Genomic DNA, 23,731 nt, shown 5'->3' on the forward strand with positions numbered 1-23,731 from the left:
AAAAAACGCCCCTGAGATTGCTCTCAAGGGCGTTGATTTTTTACGGTGTCATCGAATCAAGCGCTGGCCATCTGCCGTTGCTCAAGCCGTGCTACCGGCTGCAAGGGCAGCAGCGGCGCATGCGGGTCGGCTTTGATCGACTCACGCCAGGCCGCCAGCCACGCCGGATGACCTTCGCTCCATACCTGCTCGTGCAGACGCGCCAAGGCGACCGGGTCGCTGAGTATCATCAGGCGCTCAAGATTGTTGAGCTTCTCCGGGCCGCTTTTGATGGCATGACGAACACGCTCGACACGCACAAACTCAACCGGCTCGGCATGCAGGTGTCGCGAGGTCGCCAGGGCACAGGCCAGAGCGTTCTGCTGCGGGTCGACCACCGCCCGGATGAAACCCTGCTTCAGTGCATGCCAGCGGTTTTCATGGGTGTAGTTGTCGGTCGCGATCAGCTCTTGCGGCGGTGCGTATTCCTCAGGGATCAGGAACAGTTTTTCATCGCGCGCCTTGACGCCCAGGCCAACCCGGCTGGAAATCACCGAGACCGGAATCGACAGGATCAGCGAACCAACAATCGGCGCCAACCACCACAGGAAACTCGGGTTCAGCGAGGCTACCAGCAGGCCCCAGCATAAGCCCAGCAGGGTTTGCGGGCCATGACGCTTGACCGCTTCACCCCACGAGGTGGAGTCGTCGTCGCGCTGCGGCGAGTTCCAGGTCGCGGCCCAGCCGAGGAACGCGGCCAGTACGAAACGGGTATGGAACAGCATGCGCACCGGCGCCAACAGCACCGAGAACAGCATCTCCATCAGCATCGACATCGTGACCTTGATCCGACCGCCGAAGCCCTCCGCGCCCTTGGCCCAGATCAAAATGATACTGAGCAGCTTAGGCAGGAACAGCAACACAATGGTGGTCGAGAACAGCGCGACTGCCTTGTCCGGGTGCCATTGAGGCCACAGCGGATACAGCTGGCGTGGCTCCATGAAGTACTGCGGCTCCAGCAGCGTGTTGACCGCCAGCAGCGCCGTCGACAGCACCAGGAAGAAGAACCACAGCGGCGCCGACAGGTAGGACATCACGCCGGTCAGGAACACTGCACGGTGTACCGGGTGCATGCCCTTGACCAGGAACAGGCGGAAGTTCATCAGGTTACCGTGGCACCAGCGACGGTCACGCTTGAGTTCGTCCAGCAGGTTCGGCGGCAATTCTTCGTAACTGCCAGGCAAGTCATAGGCAATCCAAACGCCCCAGCCGGCACGACGCATCAGCGCCGCTTCAACGAAGTCGTGGGACAGGATTGCACCGGCGAAAGCACCTTTACCGGGCAACGGCGCCAGGGCGCAGTGCTCGATGAACGGCTTCATCCGAATGATCGCGTTGTGACCCCAATAGTGGGATTCGCCCAACTGCCAGAAGTGCAGGCCGGCAGTGAACAACGGACCGTAGACCCGGGTCGCGAACTGCTGCATGCGCGCATAAAGGGTGTCCATGCCCGACGCCCGTGGCGCGGTCTGGATGATACCGGCGTCCGGGGTGGCTTCCATCAAGCGCACCAGACTGGTCAGGCATTCACCGCTCATGACGCTGTCGGCATCCAGCACGACCATATAACGGTATTCACTGCCCCAGCGACGGCAGAAGTCGTCGAGGTTGCCGCTTTTGCGTTTTACCCGACGACGACGGCGACGGTAGAAGATCTTGCCGAAGCCTTTGCTCTCGCGACACACGTCAAGCCAGGCTTGCTGTTCAGCAACAGCAATGTCGGTGTCGTTGGTGTCGCTGAGGACGAAGAAGTCGAAGCGATCCAGATCACCGGTAGCGGCAACGGATTCGAATGTGGCGCGAAGACCGGCGAACACGCGTGGAACGTCTTCGTTGCAGATGGGCATCACGATAGCGGTGCGCGCGCCGGCTTCGATCGGCTCATTGCCTGCGCTGGCCCCGGAAATCCGGTATTTGTCATGGCCGGTGAGCAATTCGAGAAAGCCCATCAGCGCGGTCCAGAAACCGGCCGAAACCCAGCAGAACAAGATACCGAACAGCAACAGAATGCTGCTCTGCAACGCATACGGCAGCACTTGCAGCGCGGTTTGCAGCAAGGTCTGGTGGGTGATTTCGTCGAACGATACCAGCGACCAGCCCTGATACGGCATGATCCCTTTCATATACCAGCTGGCGACGATGGTTTGACCCAACATCAATACCAGCAAGATATAACGACGCAACGAACCGACAAAGCGCCAGCGTGCCTGTGGCAGCTCGCGATTTGGCTTCGGCGGCTCGGGAGCGTTTTTACGCCCGGTCAGCCGACGCCAGCCGCGCACCAGGATATTGGTGCGCCACGGCTCGGGAATGACCTTGGTGCGACGGATCGGCGGCGTAGCTTTCAGGCTAACCCGACCACTGGCGTCGAGAACAAGCATTTCTGCTTCTTCCAGTTCGTCAGCGGTAGTCAGCGTCAGACGACGGCCCACCGATGCCTGGGCGGCGTCGGCAGCTTCCGTCACCGGCTGAGCCGAAAGACGCTCATGCAGCTCGGCGAACGAGGTGCAGCCAGCGAGTTCCGCACGCTGCACATCGCTCATCGGCAGGTGTGCCAGGTACTCGTTCAGAGACACTGGCACGGCTTGGGAATTACTCATCGGAAGGCAACTGGTAGCTCCAGGTCTCGGTCAGCATTTGCACGTTGCTGGCCGGTTCCGGATTAGTAGGGGCAGCTTCGACTTCAGGCTGCGGGATCTGTTTGTCCTTCTTCTCTGCCTTCTCTGCCCGAGCAACCTTGTCCGCCTTGCTGACAACAGCCGCGGTAGGTTCCTTGGTCGGTGCAGCAGCCACATCCCTGAGCAGCGCGGCACGCATTTCGATCGGCTTCTTGGAGTCCTTGACCTTGATCCGCAGTGTCAAACGCCAGCCCTTGGTTTCAGGGTTGTAACGCAGCGTATTTTCGATCAAGTCGGTGTTTTCGTCAGTGGTCACCTGGCTACGGACCGGCGCATCAGCCGGCAAGGTCGCCAACGGGCCACCTTCGAAATCGACCAGGAATGCCAAGCTGCCGTCTGGTTGACGGATCAGGTTGGATTGCTTGACGTCACCGGTAGAACGCAGGGTTTGCTTAACCCAACCCTGATCAGGCGAATGAAGGCTCGCTTCGTCCATGGTCCAATGCAAACGATAGCTGAAATCCAGCGGCTGGCCTGGCTCAGGCAGCTTCTCCGGGCTCCAGAACGCTACGATGTTGTCGTTGGTTTCGTCGGCAGTCGGAATTTCAACCAAGTCGACGGTGCCGTTGCCCCAATCACCCTTCGGCTCGATCCAGGCACTTGGGCGCTGGTCGTAACGGTCATCCAGGTCTTCGTAGCTGCTGAATTTGCGACCACGCTGCAACAGACCGAAACCACGCGGGTTTTCCACCGAGAAGTTGCTGACAGACAGGTGTTTCGGGTTGTTCAACGGACGCCAGATCCACTCGCCATTGGCCGCATGGATCGACAAACCGGCGGAGTCGTGCAGTTCACGGCGGTAGTTCAGCACTTTCGACGGCTGGTTGGCGCCGAACAGGAACATGCTGGTCAGCGGTGCCAGGCCCAACTTGGTGACCTTGTCACGCAGGAACACGCGGGCTTTGACGTCAACGATCGAGTCGGTGCCCGGACGCAGGGTCAGCTGATAAGCACCGGTCGCACGTGGCGAGTCGAGCAAGGCGTAGATCACCAGTTGCTTGTCGGTCGGTTTTGGACGCTCGATCCAGAACTCGGTGAAACGCGGGAACTCTTCGCCCGACGGCAAAGCAGTATCGATCGCCATACCACGCGCGGACAAACCATAGACCTGGCCTTTACCGACTACCCGAAAGTAGCTGGCGCCCAGCATGGTCATGATTTCGTCGTTCTTGTCGTCTTTATTAAGCGGGTACAGGACACGGAAGCCCGCGTAACCCAGCTGTTCAGTCGACTTGGGGTCGAACTTGACGTCGCCGAAATCAAAACGACTCGGGTCGTACTTGATCTCCTGGACGTCAGTCGCAGTGATTTCGTTGATTTTTACCGGCGTGTCGAAGTGCATGCCCTGGTGATAGAAGGACAACTTGAACAGCGACTTGTCTGCCGCCCACTCGGCCTTGTCTTCGCGGAAGCGAATTTTCTGATAGTCGGCGAACTTCATGTCGCGGAATTCGTTGGGCAGATTGCTCTTCGGAGCATCGTACTTCTGCCCGGCCAAGTCTTTCGCCCTGGTCGCAACATCCTCAAGATCGAATGCCCAGAGCGAGCTCGAGCCGAACAGGCAAATCAGTGCCGAGCCAGCCAAGAGCGCGCTACGCAGGCGCTTGCCGGGTGTCATTGGAGCATTACAGGGACTAACAATCACGAGCAACCCTCGCCGAAAAACAGATCAAAAAACCAACAGCCAGCTATCACATGGCGGGTTGGCGAGCATTGTTCCGACTCCGAAAGGGCAGAAGAATTCCCTAAACGGTGACGGACCAGCCTCTGGCTATATCAATTGGGTCAACGAACGCTGATCCCCGTAGCGCGCGATTATCTAGTAGGCAGCGTTACAACGCATCATGTCCGATGAAGTATTTATTGCTTTTTCGCCTAATAAATCCGGGCAACCACGGCAATCGCGGGGTTCAGCTCTCAAGCAAAAATGTCACAGGGCCATCATTCACGAGATGAACTTGCATATCTGCACCAAATTGGCCCGCCGCGACCCTCTCGTGCATAACTTTAGCCTGCTCTAATAGATAGTCGAACAGCTCGGCGCCCACCGCTGGCGGTGCCGCCTTGGAGAAACTCGGGCGCAAGCCGCTTTGGGTGTCGGCGGCCAGCGTGAACTGCGACACCAATAGCAAACCACCGGCCACATCGGTCAGCGACAGGTTCATTTTGCCGTCGGCGTCACTGAATACCCGGTAGTTCAGCAACTTGTGCAGCAACTTGTCGGCACTGGCCCGCGTGTCTTGAGGCTCGACACCGACCAATACCAACAATCCCTGATCGATGGAGCCGACAATTTCACCGGCCACCTCGACCCTCGCACCGCTGACGCGTTGGAGCAGCCCTTTCATGACGATCCCATCACGCTTCTTCGGGCGGCAGATCGAGCAATCGGCGACCAATCTGGTTGGCGGCGCGGATCAGCGCATCGGTGATGCACGGTTCCGAGGCAGCGTGCCCGGCGTCGCGAATCACTTGCAGCTCGCTGTTCGGCCAGTTCTGGTGCAATTCCCAGGCATTGTCCAGCGGGCAGATGACATCGTAACGACCGTGCACGATCACGCCGGGCAGATGGGCAATCTTCGGCATGTCGCGAATTAACTGGTTCTCTTCAAGGAACGCGTTGTTGGTGAAGTAATGGCATTCGATACGGGCAATCGACAGCGCGCGCTGCGGTTCCGAGAAACGGTCGACCACCAGCGGATTGGGCCGCAACGTCGCGGTGCGCCCCTCCCAAGTCGACCAGGCCTTGGCCGCGTGCATCTGCGCAATCTGGTCGTTGCCGGTCAGGCGCTTGTGGAACGCGCTGAGCAAGTCGCCGCGCTCTTCCACCGGGATTGGCGCCAGGTAGTCCTGCCAGTAATCCGGGAACATGCGGCTCGCGCCTGCCTGGTAGAACCATTCGATTTCTTGCGGACGGCACAGAAAGATCCCACGCAGGATCAGGGCATGTACGCGCTCCGGGTGAGTCTGGGCATACGCCAATGCCAGGGTCGAACCCCATGAACCGCCAAACAACACCCACTTTTCGATGCCCAGGTGCTTGCGGATGGTTTCGAGGTCTTCGACCAGATGCCAAGTGGTATTGTTTTCCAGGCTGGCGTGCGGGGTAGAACGACCGCAACCGCGCTGATCGAAGGTAATGATGCGATACATGTTAGGGTCAAAAAACCGACGACTTTGCGCATCACATCCCGCGCCAGGCCCGCCGTGAATAAAAACCACTGGCAAACCTTCTGGAGAACCGCTTTCATCCACGTAGAGCACATGAGGCTTTTCCACGGCCAGATCGTGCCGGGCGTAAGGTTTGATCTGCGGGTACAAAGTCTGCATAGGTGCTCCAAAGGGGCGTTTCAAGAACTTCTAGTGGTTCTGGCTTCAAGCATCATAAACCCGAATCAAGTATTGATCATGCCCTTAGAACGTCAAAAAGCCCATGTGTGGAACGATCAATGCAAGAGATTTACCAGATGAAATAACACGCGAACCACAGAGCCGCACCTCTGTCGAAGCGTCTAGAGTAAAACATCCCGCTGCTTATTCGTCTGCTCGTAAGAGGTCGCATTGATGTCAGAGGAACCGCTCGTTAAAGACGCCGACGTGGCCGCGTTTCGCGCCGCAGTACTCGCCAAGCTTACGTACGCCGTGGGCAAGGACCCGGACCATGCGTTTGACCATGACTGGTTTGAAGCCATCGCCCTTGCCGCTCGCGACCATATGGTCGAGCACTGGATGGACCACACCCGACAGATCTATCGCAAAGGCCAGAAACGGGTCTATTACCTTTCCCTTGAATTTCTCATCGGCCGGTTGCTGTATGACAGCCTGAGCAACCTCGGGTTGCTGGACATTGCCCGACAAGCCCTGACCGAACTCGGCGTCGACCTTGAGCGCATACGACTGCTCGAACCCGACGCCGCGCTGGGCAACGGCGGCCTCGGTCGTCTCGCCGCGTGCTTCATGGAAAGCATGTCGACCCTCGGCGTCGCCGCGCACGGCTACGGCATTCGCTACGAGCACGGCCTGTTCCGTCAGGCAGTGGTCGATGGCTGGCAGCAAGAGCAGACCGAGAACTGGCTGGATTTCGGCAACCCTTGGGAGTTTGAGCGCGCGGAAGTGATCTACCCGATCGGCTTCAACGGCAGCGTCGAAACCCTGATCAGCGAGACCGGCGAGCAACGCCAGGTCTGGCGGCCGGGCGAAACGGTCCGTGCCGTGGCGTATGACACGCCCGTGGTCGGCTGGCGCGGTTCAAGCGTCAACACCTTGCGTTTATGGCGGGCGCGGGCCGTTGAAGACCTGCACCTTGAGCGTTTCAACGCCGGCGACCACTTTGGCGCGGTGGCCGAAGTGGTCCGCGCAGAAAGTATTTCCCGCGTGCTTTACCCCAACGACGCGACCGAAGCCGGTCAGGAACTGCGCCTGCGTCAGGAATACTTCTTCGTCTCCGCATCGTTGCAAGACTTGCTGCGTCGCCACCTGAACATGCACGAATCGCTGCACTCGCTACCGGAGCATGCGGCGATTCAAATGAACGATACCCACCCTTCAATTGCCGTCGCGGAACTGATGCGTATTCTGATCGATACGCACGGCATTCCCTGGGAAGCCGCGTGGAAAATCACCGTCGGCACCCTGGCCTACACCAACCACACCCTGCTGCCCGAGGCGCTGGAGACCTGGTCGGTGGGGCTGATGGAGCGGATGCTGCCACGGCACATGCAGATCATTTACCTGATCAACGCCCTGCACATCGACGAACTGCGCGCCAAGGGCATTCATGACTTCGACGTCTTGCGTGCGGTGTCGCTGATCGAAGAAGACAACGGTCGGCGCGTGCGCATGGGCAACCTGGCGTTCATCGGCTCGCACAGCATCAACGGCGTGTCGGCGCTGCACACTCAATTGATGCGCAAGACCGTGTTCGCCGAACTGCACAAGCTGTACCCGGATCGAATCAACAACAAAACCAACGGCATCACCTTCCGCCGCTGGTTGCACCAGGCCAACCCGACGCTGACCGGCATGTTGGTAGACGCCTTGGGTGCGGACGTTCTCGACAATGCCGAAACGCGATTGATCGATCTGGAACCGTTTGCCGAGAAAGCGACCTTCCTCAAACAATTCGCCGAACAGCGCCTGAAAAACAAAAAGGCACTGGCCAACATCATTCAGGAACGGCTGGGGATTACCGTCAATCCGCAAGCGATGTTTGACGTTCAGGTCAAACGTATCCATGAATACAAGCGCCAGTTGTTGAACCTGTTCCACACCGTGGCGCTGTATCAGGCAATGCGTGCCGAACCTGAAACCGACTGGGTGCCTAGGGTCAAGATCTTCGCCGGCAAAGCTGCCGCCAGTTATCACTCAGCCAAACTGATCATCAAACTGTCCAACGACATCGCGCGCACGGTCAACAACGACCCAACCCTGCGCGGCATGCTCAAAGTCGTGTTCATGCCCAACTACAACGTCAGCCTGGCGGAAAGCATCATTCCGGCGGCCGACCTGTCGGAGCAGATTTCTACCGCTGGCCTGGAAGCCTCGGGTACCAGCAACATGAAATTCGGCCTCAACGGCGCGCTGACTATCGGCACCCTGGACGGTGCCAACGTCGAGATGAGCGAACAGATCGGGCTTGAGCACATGTTCATCTTCGGCCTCACATCGCAGCAGGTCGAAGCGCGCAAACGCGTGGGCGACTACAACGCCATGGCTGACATCGTCGCCTCACCAAGACTCAACGACGTGTTGCTGGCGATTCGTGGCGGGGTATTCTCGCCGGACGATCCGAATCGCTATATAGGCCTGGTCGACCAGTTGATCGCCTACGACCGCTTTCTGGTCTGTGCGGACTTCGAGTCGTATTGGGCGGCGCAGAGCAAAGTCGAAGAACTGTGGCACGACCCGAAAAAATGGTGGCGCTCGGCGGTGCTCAACACCGCGCGAATGGGTTGGTTCTCTTCGGACCGGACCATTCGAGAGTATTCCAACGACATCTGGAAGGCGCTCGACGAGAAATAGCCAAAGCCCCCTGTAGGAGCGAACTTGTTCGCGAGGCGGTGTACCTGATGCACCTCATCAAACCTCTCGCCAACAAGTTGGCTCCTACAGACTCCAGGCTTGCCTGCGAAGGCGTCAGCACGCTATACCTGAATCCAACTGTGCTGCCGTAAAGGGATGTCAACGCGTGCAATGGATTCTGATGCTGGCTGGTCTTGTCCTGGGTGGTTTTTGGGACGAGTCCTTCATTGGCGCCATCGTCGGCGCACTCTTCGGCCTTGGCTTGGGGCAAGCCATTCGCTTGGCCACGCTGAAACGCCAACTAGAGACGCTCGAACAACGCCTGTCTGTGCTGGAGGGGCCTGCCGAGCCTGTCCAAACGCTGGTTGAAACCTCAGAACCCGCACCAACCGAGCCTGAACTCACCTGGGACCTGCCCGCCGCCGAGAGCGCCTGGATCGAACCCGCGACAACGCCCACCCCAGCCCTGCCCCGAACGCCAAACCTGATCGAACGTGGCTTTACCGCCGCGCGTAATTGGCTGGTCGGCGGCAACACTGTCTTGCGCGTCGGCGTGGTGTTGTTGTTTCTCGGACTGGCTTTTCTGCTGCGTTACGCCACCGAAGGTGTGGTGATCGCGTTAGAAGTGCGTTACGCCGCGGTCGCTGCCGCCGCCTTGGGTCTATTGACGTTGGGCTGGTGGCTACGTCGACGCAAGCGCAATTACGCACTGATTTTGCAAGGCACCGGTGTCGGCGTGCTCTACCTGACGATCTTCGCCGCCATGCGCCTGCACACGCTGATCGATCCCAATATCGCCTTCGTTTTATTGGTGATGATCACAGTATTCGCGGCGGTTCTTGCCATCACTCAGGATGCGCTGGGCCTGGCCGCAGCCGCCGCGCTCGGTGGTTTCGCCGCGCCGTTGCTGACCTCCACAGGTGCGGGCAGCCACGTCGCGTTGTTCAGTTACTTCGCCTTGCTCAACGCCGGGATTTTCGCCATCGCCTGGTTCAAGGCCTGGCGCCTGCTGAACCTGATCGGTTTTGTCGGTACGTTCGGCATTGGTTTCGCCTGGGGCGCAAAAGCCTACACACCCGAGCTGTTCTGGAGCACCGAGCCGTTTCTGATCCTGTTCTTCCTGATGTATCTGGCGATTGGCCTGTTGTTCGCTCGGCGAAAATTGCAGGAGCTAAGCAACGGGCCTGAAGACGACAGCCGTGGCGCGGTACTGCGCTGGTCGGCACGTCAGGGGGATTACGTCGACGGCAGCATTCTGTTCGGGCCGCCGATTGTGGGTTTCGGCCTGCAATTCGCCCTCGTCCAGCACATCGAATTCGCTGCCGCGTACAGCGCCTTGGCCTTGGGTCTCCTCTATATAAGCATAGCCCGGTTATTGGCCGGACGCGCACCGGGGCGGGCGCTGTTGTTGGTGGAAACCTGCCTGGCGCTGGGCGTGGTCTTCGCCTCGCTGGCCATTCCGCTGGGGCTGGAGGCCCGCTGGACCTCCGCCGCTTGGGCGGTCGAAGGGGCTGCGGTGTTCTGGCTCGGTTTGCGCCAACAACGCACGCTGGCCAAGGGATTCGGCTTACTGCTGCAAATCGGCGCCGGTTTGGCGATTGTTGATGACTTTCAGAGCTTCTTTTACCAAGCCCATTACAGGTTACTGACGCACGGCGACTTCTGGACGCCGCTGATTGTCGCGCTCGCCGCCATGATCAGCGCCGGATGCCCGCTGCGCCTGACACCCGCCGACTCCGTGAAGTACCAGCGACTGTCCGCTGCACTGCTGGCTTGGGCGGCAGGCTGGTGGGCGGTGGCGTTGGTCAGCGGCGTGCTGCGCTTCGCTTCAAATGAAATGCAGACCCCGGCCCTGCTGTTGCTGGGTGCCGCCAGCAGCGCACTTTGGAGCGTGATCGCGTTGCGTCTGCGCTGGCGGGCGTTTGCCGTGCTCTGTACCTTGCTGACCCCGGCCTGCGCCGCCGTGCTGCTGACCACCTACCACTACGATTACAACCCAGTTGCACAGTGGGGCTGGCTGGCGTGGGGCGCGGTGTTCGTGGTGCATCTGCTGTCGTTGCGACGTCTGGCCACTACCTTGCCCGGCTGGGCGGCCAGCGCGGCGCACGTCATGGGCTGCTGGCTGATCATCAGCGTACTGGCGCTGGCGCTGCGCTTCGGCCTGATGCAACTGTCGGAACACTACAACGCCTGGCGCTGGCTGGGCTGGGCGTTGCTGCCGAGCCTCTATCTGGTTTTGATGGCCTCCGCGCGACAATGGCCGTGGCCGATTGACCACTACGCCGTCGAGTACCGAGTGTGGGCGGCCGCGCCGTTGGCGCTGTTGATGCTGGTGTGGTTCTGGCTGGCAAATACCTTCAGCGATGGCGCTGCCGATCCGTTGCCCTATCTACCGCTGATCAACCCGCTTGAGTTGGGCCTGTTATTCGCCCTCGCCGGGATTTTCCTGTGGATGCGCAGTCGTTTGACGATGCTCGGGGTCGAACCCTCCTACGCACAACGCGCTGCGCAAATCGTTGCCGGGATCAGCCTGTTTGCGCTGTTCACCGCGCTGGTGATGCGCACCGTGCATCACTGGAGCGGCGTGCCTTATGAACTGGACGAACTGCTGCGTTCGATGCGCGTGCAGGCCGGCCTGTCGATTGTCTGGACCTTGATGGCCCTGGCGTTGATGGTCGGCGGCCACCTGCGTGGGCGCCGCGAAGTCTGGATCGTCGGCGCCGCGCTGATCGGGCTGGTGGTCGCTAAATTGTTTTTTGTCGAACTCAGCGATCGCGGCGGATTGGAGCGCATCGTGTCGTTCATCGGCGTCGGCGTGTTGCTGCTGGTGGTCGGCTATTTTTCACCCTTGCCACCCAAATCTGCGCAGACACCCAGCCCATGAGCAAAGCCTTCTTCAGTCATCCGATCCGCACCCTTTGTTGCCTGTTCGCGGCGTTGCTGATGACTTCAACCCAGGCTCAGGACAAACCCGCCGATTTCGCCACTCAGGTGCCATTGACCATCAGCGGCCAGGGCCCGTGGTATCGCCTCGAGCTACCGCTGGCGGTGCAATTGGCTGCGCGCCAGGCTGACTTGAGCGATGTACGCGTATTCGATGCCAGTGGTCAGGCGCAAGCGTATGCCCTGACGCAGAACGATGCCTCGCGCCGAAAGCCGCAAACGCCGGTCGCGGTGAAATGGTTTGCGCTGTACAGCACCTCCGACGCTGGCGACAAAGCGCCGGGTATTCGCGTGCAGCGCTCAGCCGGCGGCACAGTGATCGAAGTACAGCCGCAGGACGACATCGAAGCCGGCGACGAAGTGCTGCGCGGCTGGTTGCTGGATACCAGCGCGATCAAGTCGCCCCTAGAGCAGTTGATTCTCGATTGGAGCAATGAACGCCAAGGCTTTCAGCGTTTCAGCATTGAAGCCAGCGACGACTTGCAGCGCTGGCAAAACTGGGGCGATGGCCAGGTCGCGCGACTTTCCTTTGCCGATGAAATGGTCGAGCAGCGCGAAGTTGCCTTGCCCGGTCGCCCGGCACGCTACCTGCGATTGCTCTGGCGCAGCCCGCACACCGCGCCAACACTGACCTCTGCGCAATTGATCAGCGCCAATCCCGACAACCTGCCGCTGCCGTTGGTCTGGTCGCAACCCTTGGCTGGCACCACCTCCAAACCTGGCGAATACAGCTGGCAGTTGCCCAATGCGCTGGCCGTGGCGCGGATCAAAATAGACCTCGCACAACCCAACAGCCTGGCGCCGGTCACTTTATCCGGGCGCAGCGACGCCAAACTGCCGTGGCAAAACATGGGTGGCGGCTTACTGTATCGACTGACGCAAAACGGCCAGGACGTTCTGCAAAACGAACTGCAATTGCCAGGTCTGCCAATCCAGCAGCTGAAACTCGACGTTGATCAGCGTGGCGGTGGTTTGGGAACGAACACGCCGCAACTAAGTGTCGCCGTGCATGCCACGCAACTGGTGTTTCTCGCCAAAGGTGCTGGTCCGTACAGCCTCGCGGTGGGTAACGCGAGCGTAAAAGCGGCGAACCTGCCGCTATCAACCTTGATTCCGGATTTTTCGCCGCAAACCCTTGGCAGCCTCGGCAGCGCACAACTGGCGGCAATCCCTATGATTACCACCAGCAGCCCCGTCGAAGCGCCAGGCACGGACTGGAAGCGCATTGGCTTATGGACGGTCTTGCTATTGGGCGTGATTTTCCTCGGCTGGATGGCCCTGAGCCTGCTGCGCGCGCCGCCAACAAAATCATGATTTGAATCCACCATTTTGCGACTACTCTAATTTGGCGCGTGAACTCTGCTAACTAGAACTTAGTCTGACTGGAGTAATAAGCGCCCACTCGCGTTAAACTGCGCGGGTTTTTATCCCCCACCTACGGAGCTCTCCATGTCCCGCGTTACCCTGAGTCGCTATTTGATTGAGCAGACCCGCAGTAACAACACCCCTGCCGATCTGCGCTTCCTTATCGAAGTGGTGGCGCGCGCATGCAAGGAAATCAGCCACACCGTCTCTAAAGGCGCGCTGGGCGGCGTACTTGGCAGCATGGGCACCGAAAACGTACAAGGCGAAGTGCAGAAGAAACTGGACGTGCTGTCCAACGAAATCCTGCTCGAAGCCAACGAATGGGGCGGTCACCTGGCCGGCATGGCGTCCGAAGAAATGGACAACGCCTACCAGATCCCAGGCAAATACCCGAAAGGCGCGTACCTGCTGGTATTCGACCCACTGGACGGTTCGTCTAACATCGACATCAACGCTCCGGTCGGCACCATTTTCTCGGTACTGCGTTGCCCGAACGAATACCTGAGCCAGAACGAACCCCTGAACGAAAAGGCCTTCCTGCAGCCAGGCACCGAGCAGGTCGCCGCCGGTTATGCCATCTACGGCCCGCAAACCATGCTCGTACTGACCCTGGGCCATGGCGTGAAAGGCTTTACCCTGGACCGTGAAATGGGCAGCTTTGCGCTGACCCACGAAGACATCAAAATCCCGGAGTCCACTCAGGAATTCGCGATCAACATGTCCAACCAGCGTCACTGGGAAGCTCCGGTAAAACGCTACGTTGATGAACTGCTGGCTGGCGAAGACGGCCCGCTGAAAAAGAACTACAACATGCGCTGGGTCGCCGCGATGGTTGCCGACGTACACCGCATCTTGACCCGTGGTGGCCTGTTCATGTATCCACGCGACAGCCGCGAACCCGCCAAGCCGGGCAAATTGCGCCTGATGTACGAAGCCAACCCGATGTCGTTCCTGGTCGAGCAAGCGGGCGGCGCGTCCACCGACGGCCACCGGCGCATTCTCGACATCCAGCCTGAAGGCCTGCACCAGCGGGTTGCGGTGTTCTTGGGTTCCAAGGAAGAAGTCGAACGCGCCACGGCTTACCACAAGGCTTAATGCCTTGGCCCTGCCCTGGCAGCCACTGCTGGAGTGGTGGTTCGGTTCCGGCTCCAATACCGAGACTGAACTCACCACTTCGCAGATCGCGAAAGCCAAGGGCAAGCTCTGGTTCGGCAAGAAACACAGCCAGGACGACGAAGCGCAGCAGCGTTTCGCCGCTCAGGTGAAGCAGGCACTGGCAGGCGAATTGAAGGACTGGGCGCAATCCCCCCTCGGTTGGCTGGCGCTGGTGCTGTTGCTCGATCAACTCCCACGCATGATCTTTCGCGACACGCCCAAGGCATTCGCCGGCGACGCTCGCGCACAAACTCTCGTTGAACATGGCCTGACGCTGGGTTTCGACCAGCAACTGTCGTCGATTCAGCGCACCTTTATCTATCTGGTCCTGGAACACAGCGAAAACCTTGCGCATCAGAATCAAGCCGTCACCCTGCTCCGCGCACTGCTGGATGAACAACCGGCCATCGATCGTGCGGTTATCGCCAGCAACCTCGATTTCGCGATAAGGCACCAACGCGTCATCGCCCGCTTCCACCGCTTCCCCCATCGCAACGCGATTCTGGGTCGTCCCTCCACAGCTGAAGAGCTGGCCTTTTTGCAGGAACGCGGTTCGCGCTTCTGAGCTCCCGACAAATGCCTTGCGGGCATAGGGAACCAGATCCCCGATTTCCCTTCTAACCTTCGGCAGCTAGCCAGCGCTTTTCGCGCCACGGCGCAGTCCCCTTTGTTCAGGAGCTTCATTTCATGTCTTTGCGTACCCTCGCGGTGCTATCGGTTTGCGTGCTGTTGGCTGCGTGCAACAAGATCAACCAGGAAAATTATTCGAAGCTGGAAGCCGGCATGCCCAAACCCCAGGTCGAAAAATTGCTCGGCAGCCCGACTGAATGCTCCGGCGCGCTGGGCATGTCCAGTTGCACCTGGGGCGACAAGAAAACCTTTATCAGCGTGCAGTACGCGGGCGACAAGGTGCTTATGTATTCGGGCCAAGGCCTGAAATAAGCCGCAGGGGGAGAACATCATGCGTCTATGCGTTGGATTACTGGCCAGCTTGCTGTTGGCGGGTTGCGCGGGTTCGTCGAATGATCCGGTGGAGCCAAAGACCGTCGATCATGTCGACCTCAAGCGCTACCAGGGCACCTGGTATGAAGTGGCGCGGATGCCGATGTTTTTTCAGCGCAACTGCGCGCAGTCCGAAGCCCGCTATGCGCTCAAGCCTGACGGCAATATCAGCGTGACCAACCGTTGCCGGACGCTGGAGGGCAAATGGGAAATTGCCACCGGCACCGCCTCACCGCAAGTACCGGGCAAGACCGACAAGCTGTGGGTGGTGTTCGATAACTGGTTCTCCAACGCGCTGCCGAGTCTGGCCAAGGGTAATTACTGGGTGCTGTACGTCGACGACGGCTACAAGACCGCGCTGGTCGGTAATCCGGATCGCAAATACCTGTGGCTGCTATCGCGCACCGCGCATGTGTCCGAGGCGACGAAAGAAGAGCTGTTGTCACGGGCGCAACAACAGGGGTATGACACGACCAAGCTGATCTGGCGGGCCGAGGATTCGGCGATTGCCAAGCCGGTTATCAATTGATCCGGCACCCCAAGTATCTGTAGGAGCTGGCGCAGGCTGCGATAAGGTCCGCAGGACCTTCATTACGACCGGCCCCTCCGGACGCGGCCCAGACCGATCGCAGCCTTCGGCAGCTCCTACAGTTGCGTTACGCCTACACACTAATCAGCCCAACAACTCCCTCAGCACTTGAGCAAACGCCCGGCTGCTCTCCTCTTCTGCGGCATGTCGCCCGTCACGCACAACCCACTGGCCATTGACCAGCACGTCGCGAATCTGCCGATCGCCACCGGCAAACAGCCAACGGTTGAGAATCCCGTCGCCCGTCGCGGTCGCCAGATAGGGATCGTTGCCATCCAGCACCAGCCAATCCGCACGCTTGCCTACTTCCAGCGCGCCAATCGGCTGGCCCATCGCCTGGGCACCGCCCGTCAGCGCGGCATCAAACAGGGTGCGGCCTACCATCGGCTGGTCGCTACGGTACAAACGGTTACGCCGTTGGTCGCGCAGGCGCTGACCATATTCCAGCCAACGCAACTCCTCGACCACGCTCAATGACACATGGCTGTCCGAACCAATGCCCCAGCGTCCGCCTTGGGCGATGTAGTCCACCGCCGGGAAGATACCGTCGCCAAGGTTCGCTTCCGTGGTCAGACACAGCCCCGCCACCGCGCGACTTTGCGCCATCAGCGCGACTTCATCCGGGTTGGCGTGAGTCGCATGCACCAGGCACCAGCGCTGATCGACCGGGGTATTTTCGTACAGCCATTGCAGCGGACGCAGACCGCTCCAGCTCAGGCAGTCGTCGACTTCTTTCTGCTGTTCGGCGATGTGGATGTGCACCGGGCATTGTTTATCGCTGGCTGCCAGCACATCGCTGATTTGCTGTGGCGTTACCGCGCGCAGCGAGTGGAAACACAAGCCCAGAGCCTGCGCCGGTTGCTGAGCCAGAATCGGCTGCAAGCGCGCCTGCAAGTCCAGATAGCTATCAGTACTGTTGATAAAGCGCCGCTGCCCCTCGTTCGGCGCCAGACCACCAAAGCCGGAGTGGCTATATAGCACCGGCAGCAGGGTCATGCCGATGCCTGCGGAAGTCGCGGCCTGGCTGATTTGCAGCGCCAGCTCGGCAGGGTTGGCGTAGGGCTTGCCGGTCGTGTCCTGATGGACGTAATGAAACTCTGCGACGGAGGTGAAGCCGCCCTTGAGCATTTCGATGTACAACTGCCGAGCGATGACGCCGAGTTGCTCCGGGCTGATTTTTCCGACCAGGCGATACATCAGGTCGCGCCAGGTCCAGAAGCTGTCGTTGGGATTGCCGGCGACCTCGGCCAAACCGGCCATTGCGCGCTGGAACGCATGGGAGTGCAGGTTCGGCATCCCCGGCACCAGCGGACCCTTGAGACGTTCGGCACCCTGCGCATCGGCATCGGCTTGAACACTGGTCAGCAGGCCATCGGCGCTGACTTCGAGACGAACATTGTTGGCCCAGCCAGTGGGCAATAATGCGCGCTCGGCAAAGAAGGCGGACATGGCTCTGCACCCTATCGTATTTATTTGTATATACATATACAGACGTTTGCCTGCCCGGTAAACTGCGACAAGCTTGTCGTCGGTCGGGTTAATGGTTAGTTTGAGCGCATTGCGCCTTCGACCCACTCCGAATTTTCACCCATCGAACAAGGATTTCTCTGTGCCGACTCCGCCTGCCACCTCTTTGCTGGCTGCCCAGATGGGCGATAGTCCGGCGCCCCTATACGCGCGCGTCAAGCAAATGATCGCCCAACAAATCCAGAACGGCACCTGGCCGCCGCATCATCGCGTGCCGTCGGAAAGCGAACTGGTCAGCCAGCTGGGCTTCAGTCGCATGACCATCAACCGAGCCTTGCGTGAACTGACCGCAGAAGGCCTGTTGGTACGCATGCAGGGCGTAGGAACATTCGTCGCGGAGCCGAAGAGCCAGTCTGCACTGTTTGAAGTCCACAACATTGCCGACGAAATCGCCTCGCGTGGCCATGTGCATTCCTGCAAGGTCATCGTCCTCAACGAAGAAGCCGCCGGCTCCGAACGCGCCCTGGCGCTGGACATGCGTGAAGGCCAGCGCGTGTTTCATTCGCTGATCGTGCATTTCGAAAACGATATTCCAGTACAAATCGAAGACCGTTTCGTCAATGCACTGGTGGCGCCTGACTACCTGAATCAGGATTTCACCAAGCAAACGCCCTACGCCTACTTGTCACAAGTCGCACCGCTGACCGAAGGCGAGCACGTGGTCGAAGCGATTCTGGCCGAGGCGCTGGAATGCGAACTGCTACAAATCGAACGCGGCGAGCCGTGCCTGCTGATTCGCCGCCGGACCTGGTCCGGGCGCCAGCCAGTCACCGCCGCGCGCCTTATTCACCCAGGCTCCAGGCATCGACTGGAAGGACGCTTCAGCAAATGAGTCAACTGACTGTTCTACGCGCCGTCGATTACCCACGCATGCCGTGGAAAAATGGCGGCGGCAGCACCGAAGAAATCACCCGCGATGCCGGCGTCGGCCTCGACGGTTTCGGCTGGCGCCTGTCGATTGCCGACATCGCCGAATCGGGCGGCTTCTCCAGCTTCAATGGTTATCAGCGGATTATCACAGTGCTGCATGGCGCGGGCATGACCCTGCAAGTGGACGGCAGCATGACTCGTCCGTTGCGGCCCTTCGACCCATTCGCCTTCAGCGGCGAAAGCCAGGTGTCCTGCACCCTGCTCGACGGCGATATTCGCGACTTCAACCTGATCTACGCGCCGACTCGCTACAGCGCCCGCCTGCAATGGATCGATATCCAGCAGCCACTGCGCCTATTCAGTTCGGCCAACACTGTTCTGTTGTTCAGCGCTGGCGAAGCCTTGAGCGCGACGGTGGGCGAACGTCAAACCGAAGTCCTCGGCAAACATGATTGCCTGCACCTGGAGGCGAATCAGGGGTTGCTGGAGATCGTGTTGCAGGCCTCTGCTGGGCGTTGCTGCTTGATTGAGCTGACGACCATTCCTGCCTGATCCTCACCGGCGAGCGCCCTGCCCGCCGGTTTGTTTTCGCCGACAACAGAATCCGCTGCAACTCCGCCTTTTTCGGCGATCCCCGCTGAGCAACCCCGCCAGCTCAGCAAGAATCCCGACGCTGCCGCACTCAAGATGCACGCATTGCCAGCCCTTGGAAGCGTGCTCGATGCAAACCACCAACAGCGTCTTGATGATCCGCCCGGCGCAGTTCGCCTTTAACCCGGACACCGCCATCAACAACCGTTTCCAACGCGCGCCGCTTGACCCGGAGCTGACGCAGCACAAAGCGCTGGAAGAGTTCGACGGCTATGTCGAGACCTTGCGCCACTACGGCGTCGAGGTGCTGGTGGTGCAGGACACGCCCACTCCGCACACCCCAGACTCGATCTTTCCCAACAATGGCTGGAGCAGCCACGCCGACGGCAGCCTCGTGCTCTACCCGATGCAAGGCCGCAACCGACGACTGGAACGACATAAGGGGGCGCTCGACACACTGGCTCAACATTACAGCGTGCGCGAAACCATCGACCTCAGCCCTCTGGAACAACAAGACATTTACCTCGAAGGCACCGGCAGCATGGTCCTCGACCGTGAGCAACGCATCCTCTACGCCTGTCACTCCGGCCGCACCCACCCCGAAGCCTTGCGTCAGTTTGCCGAGCGCCTGGACTATCAAACGCACCTGTTCCACGCCGTCGACCGCCAACACTCGCCGATCTACCACAGCAACGTGATGATGAGCGTCGGTCGCCACCTGGCCGTGGTGTGCCTGCAAGCTTTGCCCGACCGGGATGAACGTGCGGCCTTGGAAAAACAGCTGCGTCGCACCGGCAAACAGATTCTGGCCCTGGACCTGGACCAGTTGGAGTCATTCGCCGGCAACATGCTGGAACTGCACGACAAGGACGGGCGAGCGCTGCTGGTCATGTCCCGCAGCGCTTGGCGCTCACTGGAATTCGCCCAGCAACGACAGATCGAACGCTTCGCCGAACCGGTGGTGGTCAACATTGACCATATCGAACGCACCGGCGGCGGCAGTGCGCGGTGCATGCTGGCCGAGATATATCTGCCACACAGTCCTCTGTAGGAGCGGGCTTGCCCGCGATAGGGGGTTGCCTGACACACCGAGTCACCCTGATCGCAGGCAAGCCAGCTCCTACAATTGGCCTGCGTCTGCCAAACAAAACCCAACACAACTTTGCACTCAATGACGTCTTACCCCTACGCTATACCCAACGCAGCAGCGCCTGCCTCCGATTGAAGTGAACGCATACCCGATGGCCACCAAGGACAACGAACCCCTTGCTCCCGCCCCGCTGGACCGCATCGACGAAGCCATCCTGGAAGTCCTGCGCCATGACGGCCGGATCACCTACGAAAAACTGTCGACCCTGGTCCACCTGACACCCCGACCTTGCCTGGAGCGCGTACGCAAGCTGGAAAAGCGCGGTGTGATCCGTGGCTATGGCGCCTTGATTGACCTCAAAGTCGTCTCGCCCGGCCTTTCTTTGTTGGTGCTGGTCGCCCTCTCCAACCAAAGCGGTCGTGCCGCGCAAAAAGCCTTCGAAGCCTGTATCAAAGCCTGTCCGCAAGTGTTCGGCTGCCAACTCATCAGCGGCCCGTTCGACTACAGCCTGCGCATGCGCTGCCGCGACATGGAGCACTACCGCGTGCTGACCGAAACCTGGTTGAACAACGAAGAGCTGCACATCGATAAATTGGTGGCGCATCCGGAGTTGGCGGATGTGAAGAGTGGGGTGGGGTATTGACCATTGATGCTGCCCGGAGGGCGTAGGATCAAGCCTGCTCGCGATCACGCCTTTGGCAGCAACAAGCTCGTCGGGTCAAAAGTACTTATCGGCTGACGCAAAAGCTCCGCCGCACGAGAGGTGCTGAATAAACCCTCGGCCAACCCCCGAAACACCAATGATTCAAAACGTTGTGGTCCCCGACACTGCAGCGGCTCTGGCTCAGTTTTTCTCCATCCGTTGGCGCTGAACTGGATAGTGAGTGACTTATAGCCACCATCGCTAAGCAGTTGAAGATCTTTCAGACGGCGCAAGGCAGCATGCATCGACAGCCCGTATTGGCGCTTTGCAATCAGCAGCTCCTGCGGGTGCACCCTTGAACGCGGATGACTACCGAAATCCCCATTCACGCAACTGGCCGGGTAAAGAAATGCACCAGCAAATCGATTGCAGCAAAGCTCTTTGTCTTGTTCTGACATTTCATCCGGCAAGCGCATGACCCAGTGCCCCAACTCATGCGCAGCGGTGAATCGCATACGCTCACCCGGGCGCTGTGCGTTAAGCGCAATCAATACATGCTGACCATCCCGGGTTGAAGCACAGGCGCCATCGAAATCATCCGGACCATTGAGCAGCGCAATCTTGATACCGTGCGCCTCCAATAGCTCGGTGAGATTGGCGATGGCATCCCCACCGATTTGCCAGTCCTTGCGCAAAGCCTCTGCTGCAAGCTCTGCATCTTCGATAGCGACCACCGGAAGCATCTGTGCCGGGGTCGAGGGAGTGTGAATATCTGCAGGGTCAAAACAGCTTTCGAGAGCAATATAGCGCTCCAAATGCTCGCGAATCTGTTCCTCGACCTGCTTCTGGTGATTCTTGGGCATCTTCGCCAGCTTGCGGAACTCGAGGGGCGCCAAGGGAAGCAGCCAGGCACAGCGGATTCGTTCGTTTATCATGGGTCCCCCTTACGGTTGACAAAGCCACATATCATTATGTCATTTGTCAAACTGAAGAGGTTCCCGAATATTCCACGGAGCCTTCCCAATCCGTATCCCAACGCGCACCACCCTCTCGCACTCCTGTTACCGAACGCCCCATCAAGGCGCAAAATCGGCTTTCGGTAACAGGACGTCTCGCCTCCGCCATGACCGCTCATCTTTTTTGCCCACCGGTCAGCCCTTATAATCCGTGGCGTGCAGCGTTTTTTACAAACTAGCTATAGACCTTTAAAGCGAGTTGGTCTTACGATTGCATATGCTTGTATGTACAAGTAAAGATGTGTGCGTATGAGTGCGTCGGTAACCACCCCGCTCCAATGCATCTGAACTGACTAAACCGTTTCGTCTGGCTTGCCCACCGCCTGGGCTGGTCTCGTGGATTGATCGCTGAGGAGTTTTTCCGTGACTGAGAATAACCAACACTGGACCCCTGAAACCTGGACCAAGCACCGTGACGTCGTCGTCCGTGCTGCACGTGGCAACACGCTGACCGCCAAGAGCTGGTTGACTGAAGCCCCGCTGCGTATGTTGATGAACAACCTCGACCCGGAAGTTGCGGAGAACCCGAAGGAGCTGGTGGTTTACGGCGGCATCGGTCGTGCAGCGCGTAACTGGGAATGCTACGACAAGATCGTCGAAGCACTGACCAACCTCAATGAAGACGAAACCCTGCTGGTGCAATCCGGCAAGCCAGTCGGCGTGTTCAAGACCCACAGCAATGCGCCGCGCGTTCTGATCGCCAACTCGAACCTGGTGCCACACTGGGCGAACTGGGAACACTTCAACGAACTGGACGCCAAAGGCCTGGCCATGTACGGCCAGATGACTGCCGGCAGCTGGATCTACATCGGCAGCCAGGGCATCGTTCAAGGCACCTACGAAACCTTCGTCGAAGCCGGTCGCCAACACTACAACAATGACCTCAAAGGTCGTTGGGTTCTGACCGCCGGTCTCGGCGGCATGGGTGGCGCTCAGCCATTGGCCGCAACCCTGGCCGGTGCTTGCTCGCTGAACATCGAATGCCAGCAGGTCAGCATTGATTTCCGCCTGAACAGCCGTTACGTCGATGAGCAAGCCAAGGACCTGGACGACGCCCTGGCCCGCATCGCCAAGTACACCGCTGAAGGCAAGGCCATCTCCATCGCGCTGCTGGGTAACGCCGCCGAAATCCTGCCTGAACTGGTCAAGCGTGGCGTGCGCCCGGACATGGTCACCGACCAGACCAGCGCCCACGACCCACTCAACGGTTACCTGCCGGCCGGCTGGACCTGGGACCAATACCGCGCTCGCGCCAAGACCGAGCCCGCCGCTGTGGTCAAGGCCGCTAAAGCATCGATGGCCGTTCACGTCAGAGCCATGCTGGAATTCCAGAAACAGGGCATCCCGACCTTCGACTATGGCAACAACATCCGTCAGATGGCGCAAGAAGAAGGCGTGGAAAACGCTTTCGACTTCCCAGGCTTCGTACCGGCTTACATCCGCCCACTGTTCTGCCGTGGTATCGGTCCGTTCCGCTGGGCTGCGCTGTCGGGCAACCCTGAAGACATCTACAAGACTGACGCCAAGGTCAAGGAACTGATCCCGGACGACGCGCACCTGCACAACTGGCTGGACATGGCCCGCGAGCGCATCGCGTTCCAGGGTCTGCCGGCACGTATCTGCTGGGTTGGCCTGGGCCAGCGCGCCAAGCTGGGTCTGGCGTTCAACGAAATGGTCCGCAGCGGCGAGCTGTCGGCACCGGTCGTGATCGGTCGTGACCACCTGGACTCCGGCTCGGTCGCCAGCCCGAACCGCGAAACCGAATCGATGCAGGACGGTTCCGATGCTGTGTCCGATTGGCCATTGCTGAACGCCCTGCTCAACACCGCGAGCGGCGCGACCTGGGTTTCTCTGCACCACGGCGGCGGCGTCGGCATGGGCTTCTCCCAGCACTCCGGCATGGTGATCGTTTGTGACGGTACCGACGAAGCGGCTGAGCGTATCGCCCGCGTTCTGCACAACGACCCGGCGACCGGCGTTATGCGTCACGCCGATGCGGGCTACCAGATCGCTATCGATTGCGCCAAAGAGCAGGGTTTGAACCTGCCGATGGTTAATCGCTAAGCGCTGAATAATCTGTGGGGGCTGGCTGGCGCCATCGCTGCGGTGCGGCGGTCCGACAAGCCCGCTCCTACAGATGCACCTCTCCCCTGTAGGAGCGAGCTTGCTCGCGATGGCGTTTTACCTGAAAAACCGCTATCG

18 protein-coding genes are annotated in these 23,731 nt (G+C 59.7%); 12 read left to right on the top strand and 6 right to left on the bottom strand.

Features of this window, described 5'->3' with window-relative positions; translation table 11 throughout:
- Positions 1-56: 56 nt before the first annotated feature.
- From mdoH to pip, 4 genes are all read right to left on the bottom strand, one after another.
- Entirely contained in the window at positions 57-2,639 is a 2,583-nt protein-coding gene (mdoH, locus tag ACF0H7_RS29570; RefSeq protein WP_397450330.1) for a glucans biosynthesis glucosyltransferase MdoH, read from the bottom strand.
- Complete coding sequence (locus tag ACF0H7_RS29575) at positions 2,632-4,362, bottom strand: glucan biosynthesis protein G (RefSeq protein ID WP_397450331.1); 1,731 nt, start codon at positions 4,360-4,362, stop codon at positions 2,632-2,634. Before ACF0H7_RS29575 ends, mdoH begins: the two co-directional genes overlap by 8 nt.
- Positions 4,363-4,627: 265 nt before the next feature.
- On the bottom strand, positions 4,628-5,065 hold the full coding sequence (gene dtd / locus ACF0H7_RS29580; protein WP_397450332.1) for a D-aminoacyl-tRNA deacylase: 438 nt from the start codon (positions 5,063-5,065) through the stop codon (positions 4,628-4,630).
- Positions 5,066-5,075: 10 nt separating this feature from the next.
- Positions 5,076-6,047: a prolyl aminopeptidase gene (pip, locus tag ACF0H7_RS29585; protein ID WP_397450333.1), complete on the bottom strand. Its 972-nt coding sequence runs from the start codon at positions 6,045-6,047 to the stop codon at positions 5,076-5,078.
- Between the two features lie 234 nt (positions 6,048-6,281).
- Between pip and ACF0H7_RS29590 the strand changes: the two genes are divergently transcribed.
- The 7 genes from ACF0H7_RS29590 to ACF0H7_RS29620 all read left to right on the top strand — a co-directional run bounded on the left by ACF0H7_RS29590 (position 6,282) and on the right by ACF0H7_RS29620 (position 15,732).
- The gene (locus ACF0H7_RS29590; protein WP_397450334.1) at positions 6,282-8,738 is read left to right on the top strand and encodes a glycogen/starch/alpha-glucan phosphorylase; all 2,457 of its coding nucleotides are present in this window, start codon (positions 6,282-6,284) and stop codon (positions 8,736-8,738) included.
- Between the two features lie 166 nt (positions 8,739-8,904).
- The gene (locus tag ACF0H7_RS29595) at positions 8,905-11,622 is read left to right on the top strand and encodes a DUF2339 domain-containing protein (protein ID WP_397450335.1); all 2,718 of its coding nucleotides are present in this window, start codon (positions 8,905-8,907) and stop codon (positions 11,620-11,622) included.
- Positions 11,619-12,995 (top strand): DUF3999 domain-containing protein, encoded by a 1,377-nt coding sequence (locus tag ACF0H7_RS29600; protein ID WP_397450336.1) that lies wholly within the window; start codon positions 11,619-11,621, stop codon positions 12,993-12,995. The genes ACF0H7_RS29595 and ACF0H7_RS29600 overlap by 4 nt, the downstream gene beginning before the upstream one ends.
- Positions 12,996-13,130: 135 nt before the next feature.
- Positions 13,131-14,141, top strand: a complete 1,011-nt coding sequence (locus ACF0H7_RS29605) for a class 1 fructose-bisphosphatase (RefSeq protein ID WP_397450337.1) — start codon at positions 13,131-13,133, stop codon at positions 14,139-14,141.
- A gap of 4 nt (positions 14,142-14,145) precedes the next feature.
- Positions 14,146-14,766, top strand: coding sequence for a DUF924 family protein (locus ACF0H7_RS29610; RefSeq protein WP_397450338.1), 621 nt, complete (start codon positions 14,146-14,148; stop codon positions 14,764-14,766).
- Between the two features lie 122 nt (positions 14,767-14,888).
- Positions 14,889-15,143, top strand: coding sequence for an outer membrane protein assembly factor BamE (gene bamE, locus ACF0H7_RS29615; RefSeq protein ID WP_397450339.1), 255 nt, complete (start codon positions 14,889-14,891; stop codon positions 15,141-15,143).
- Between the two features lie 16 nt (positions 15,144-15,159).
- A complete protein-coding gene (locus tag ACF0H7_RS29620; protein WP_397454066.1) occupies positions 15,160-15,732 on the top strand; it encodes a lipocalin family protein in 573 nt (190 codons plus the stop codon).
- A 144-nt stretch (positions 15,733-15,876) separates the two neighbouring features.
- On the opposite strand, the gene ACF0H7_RS29625 is transcribed toward ACF0H7_RS29620, so the two are convergent.
- On the bottom strand, positions 15,877-17,241 hold the full coding sequence (locus ACF0H7_RS29625) for a formimidoylglutamate deiminase (protein ID WP_397450340.1): 1,365 nt from the start codon (positions 17,239-17,241) through the stop codon (positions 15,877-15,879).
- Positions 17,242-17,440: 199 nt separating this feature from the next.
- On the opposite strand from ACF0H7_RS29625, the gene hutC reads away from it, so the two are divergent.
- The 4 genes from hutC to ACF0H7_RS29645 all read left to right on the top strand — a co-directional run bounded on the left by hutC (position 17,441) and on the right by ACF0H7_RS29645 (position 20,513).
- Positions 17,441-18,151 (top strand): histidine utilization repressor, encoded by a 711-nt coding sequence (gene hutC, locus ACF0H7_RS29630; protein ID WP_397454067.1) that lies wholly within the window; start codon positions 17,441-17,443, stop codon positions 18,149-18,151.
- Positions 18,148-18,741 carry a HutD family protein gene (locus ACF0H7_RS29635; RefSeq protein ID WP_397450341.1) on the top strand — a complete coding sequence of 198 codons (594 nt, stop codon included), beginning with the start codon at positions 18,148-18,150 and terminating at the stop codon, positions 18,739-18,741. Before hutC ends, ACF0H7_RS29635 begins: the two co-directional genes overlap by 4 nt.
- A 169-nt stretch (positions 18,742-18,910) precedes the next feature.
- Positions 18,911-19,831 (top strand): citrulline utilization hydrolase CtlX, encoded by a 921-nt coding sequence (gene ctlX, locus ACF0H7_RS29640; protein ID WP_397450342.1) that lies wholly within the window; start codon positions 18,911-18,913, stop codon positions 19,829-19,831.
- 190 nt (positions 19,832-20,021) lie between these two features.
- Positions 20,022-20,513 (top strand): Lrp/AsnC family transcriptional regulator, encoded by a 492-nt coding sequence (locus ACF0H7_RS29645; RefSeq protein WP_397450343.1) that lies wholly within the window; start codon positions 20,022-20,024, stop codon positions 20,511-20,513.
- A gap of 44 nt (positions 20,514-20,557) precedes the next feature.
- Here the strand turns inward: ACF0H7_RS29645 and ACF0H7_RS29650 are convergent, their stop codons facing one another.
- Entirely contained in the window at positions 20,558-21,448 is an 891-nt protein-coding gene (locus tag ACF0H7_RS29650; protein ID WP_397450344.1) for an ImmA/IrrE family metallo-endopeptidase, read from the bottom strand.
- A 444-nt stretch (positions 21,449-21,892) separates the two neighbouring features.
- Between ACF0H7_RS29650 and hutU the strand changes: the two genes are divergently transcribed.
- The gene (gene hutU / locus ACF0H7_RS29655) at positions 21,893-23,593 is read left to right on the top strand and encodes a urocanate hydratase (protein ID WP_397450345.1); all 1,701 of its coding nucleotides are present in this window, start codon (positions 21,893-21,895) and stop codon (positions 23,591-23,593) included.
- Positions 23,594-23,731 lie beyond the last annotated feature (138 nt).

Source organism: Pseudomonas sp. NA-150 (assembly GCF_044336365.1).
Classification (GTDB): Bacteria; Pseudomonadota; Gammaproteobacteria; order Pseudomonadales; family Pseudomonadaceae; genus Aquipseudomonas.

Excerpts from the sequence above, each read along its gene's own strand:
- ACF0H7_RS29590 (WP_397450334.1), top strand. The coding sequence starts at position 6,282 with ATGTCAGAGGAACCGCTCGTTAAAGACGCCGACGTGGCCGCGTTTCGC.
- ACF0H7_RS29645 (WP_397450343.1), top strand. The coding sequence starts at position 20,022 with ATGGCCACCAAGGACAACGAACCCCTTGCTCCCGCCCCGCTGGACCGC.
- ACF0H7_RS29605 (WP_397450337.1), top strand. The coding sequence starts at position 13,131 with ATGTCCCGCGTTACCCTGAGTCGCTATTTGATTGAGCAGACCCGCAGT.
- ACF0H7_RS29625 (WP_397450340.1), bottom strand. The coding sequence starts at position 17,241 with ATGTCCGCCTTCTTTGCCGAGCGCGCATTATTGCCCACTGGCTGGGCC.
- bamE (WP_397450339.1), top strand. The coding sequence starts at position 14,889 with ATGTCTTTGCGTACCCTCGCGGTGCTATCGGTTTGCGTGCTGTTGGCT.
- mdoH (WP_397450330.1), bottom strand. The coding sequence starts at position 2,639 with ATGAGTAATTCCCAAGCCGTGCCAGTGTCTCTGAACGAGTACCTGGCA.
- pip (WP_397450333.1), bottom strand. The coding sequence starts at position 6,047 with ATGCAGACTTTGTACCCGCAGATCAAACCTTACGCCCGGCACGATCTG.
- dtd (WP_397450332.1), bottom strand. The coding sequence starts at position 5,065 with ATGAAAGGGCTGCTCCAACGCGTCAGCGGTGCGAGGGTCGAGGTGGCC.
- ACF0H7_RS29650 (WP_397450344.1), bottom strand. The coding sequence starts at position 21,448 with ATGATAAACGAACGAATCCGCTGTGCCTGGCTGCTTCCCTTGGCGCCC.
- ctlX (WP_397450342.1), top strand. The coding sequence starts at position 18,911 with ATGCAAACCACCAACAGCGTCTTGATGATCCGCCCGGCGCAGTTCGCC.
- ACF0H7_RS29600 (WP_397450336.1), top strand. The coding sequence starts at position 11,619 with ATGAGCAAAGCCTTCTTCAGTCATCCGATCCGCACCCTTTGTTGCCTG.
- hutC (WP_397454067.1), top strand. The coding sequence starts at position 17,441 with ATGGGCGATAGTCCGGCGCCCCTATACGCGCGCGTCAAGCAAATGATC.
- ACF0H7_RS29635 (WP_397450341.1), top strand. The coding sequence starts at position 18,148 with ATGAGTCAACTGACTGTTCTACGCGCCGTCGATTACCCACGCATGCCG.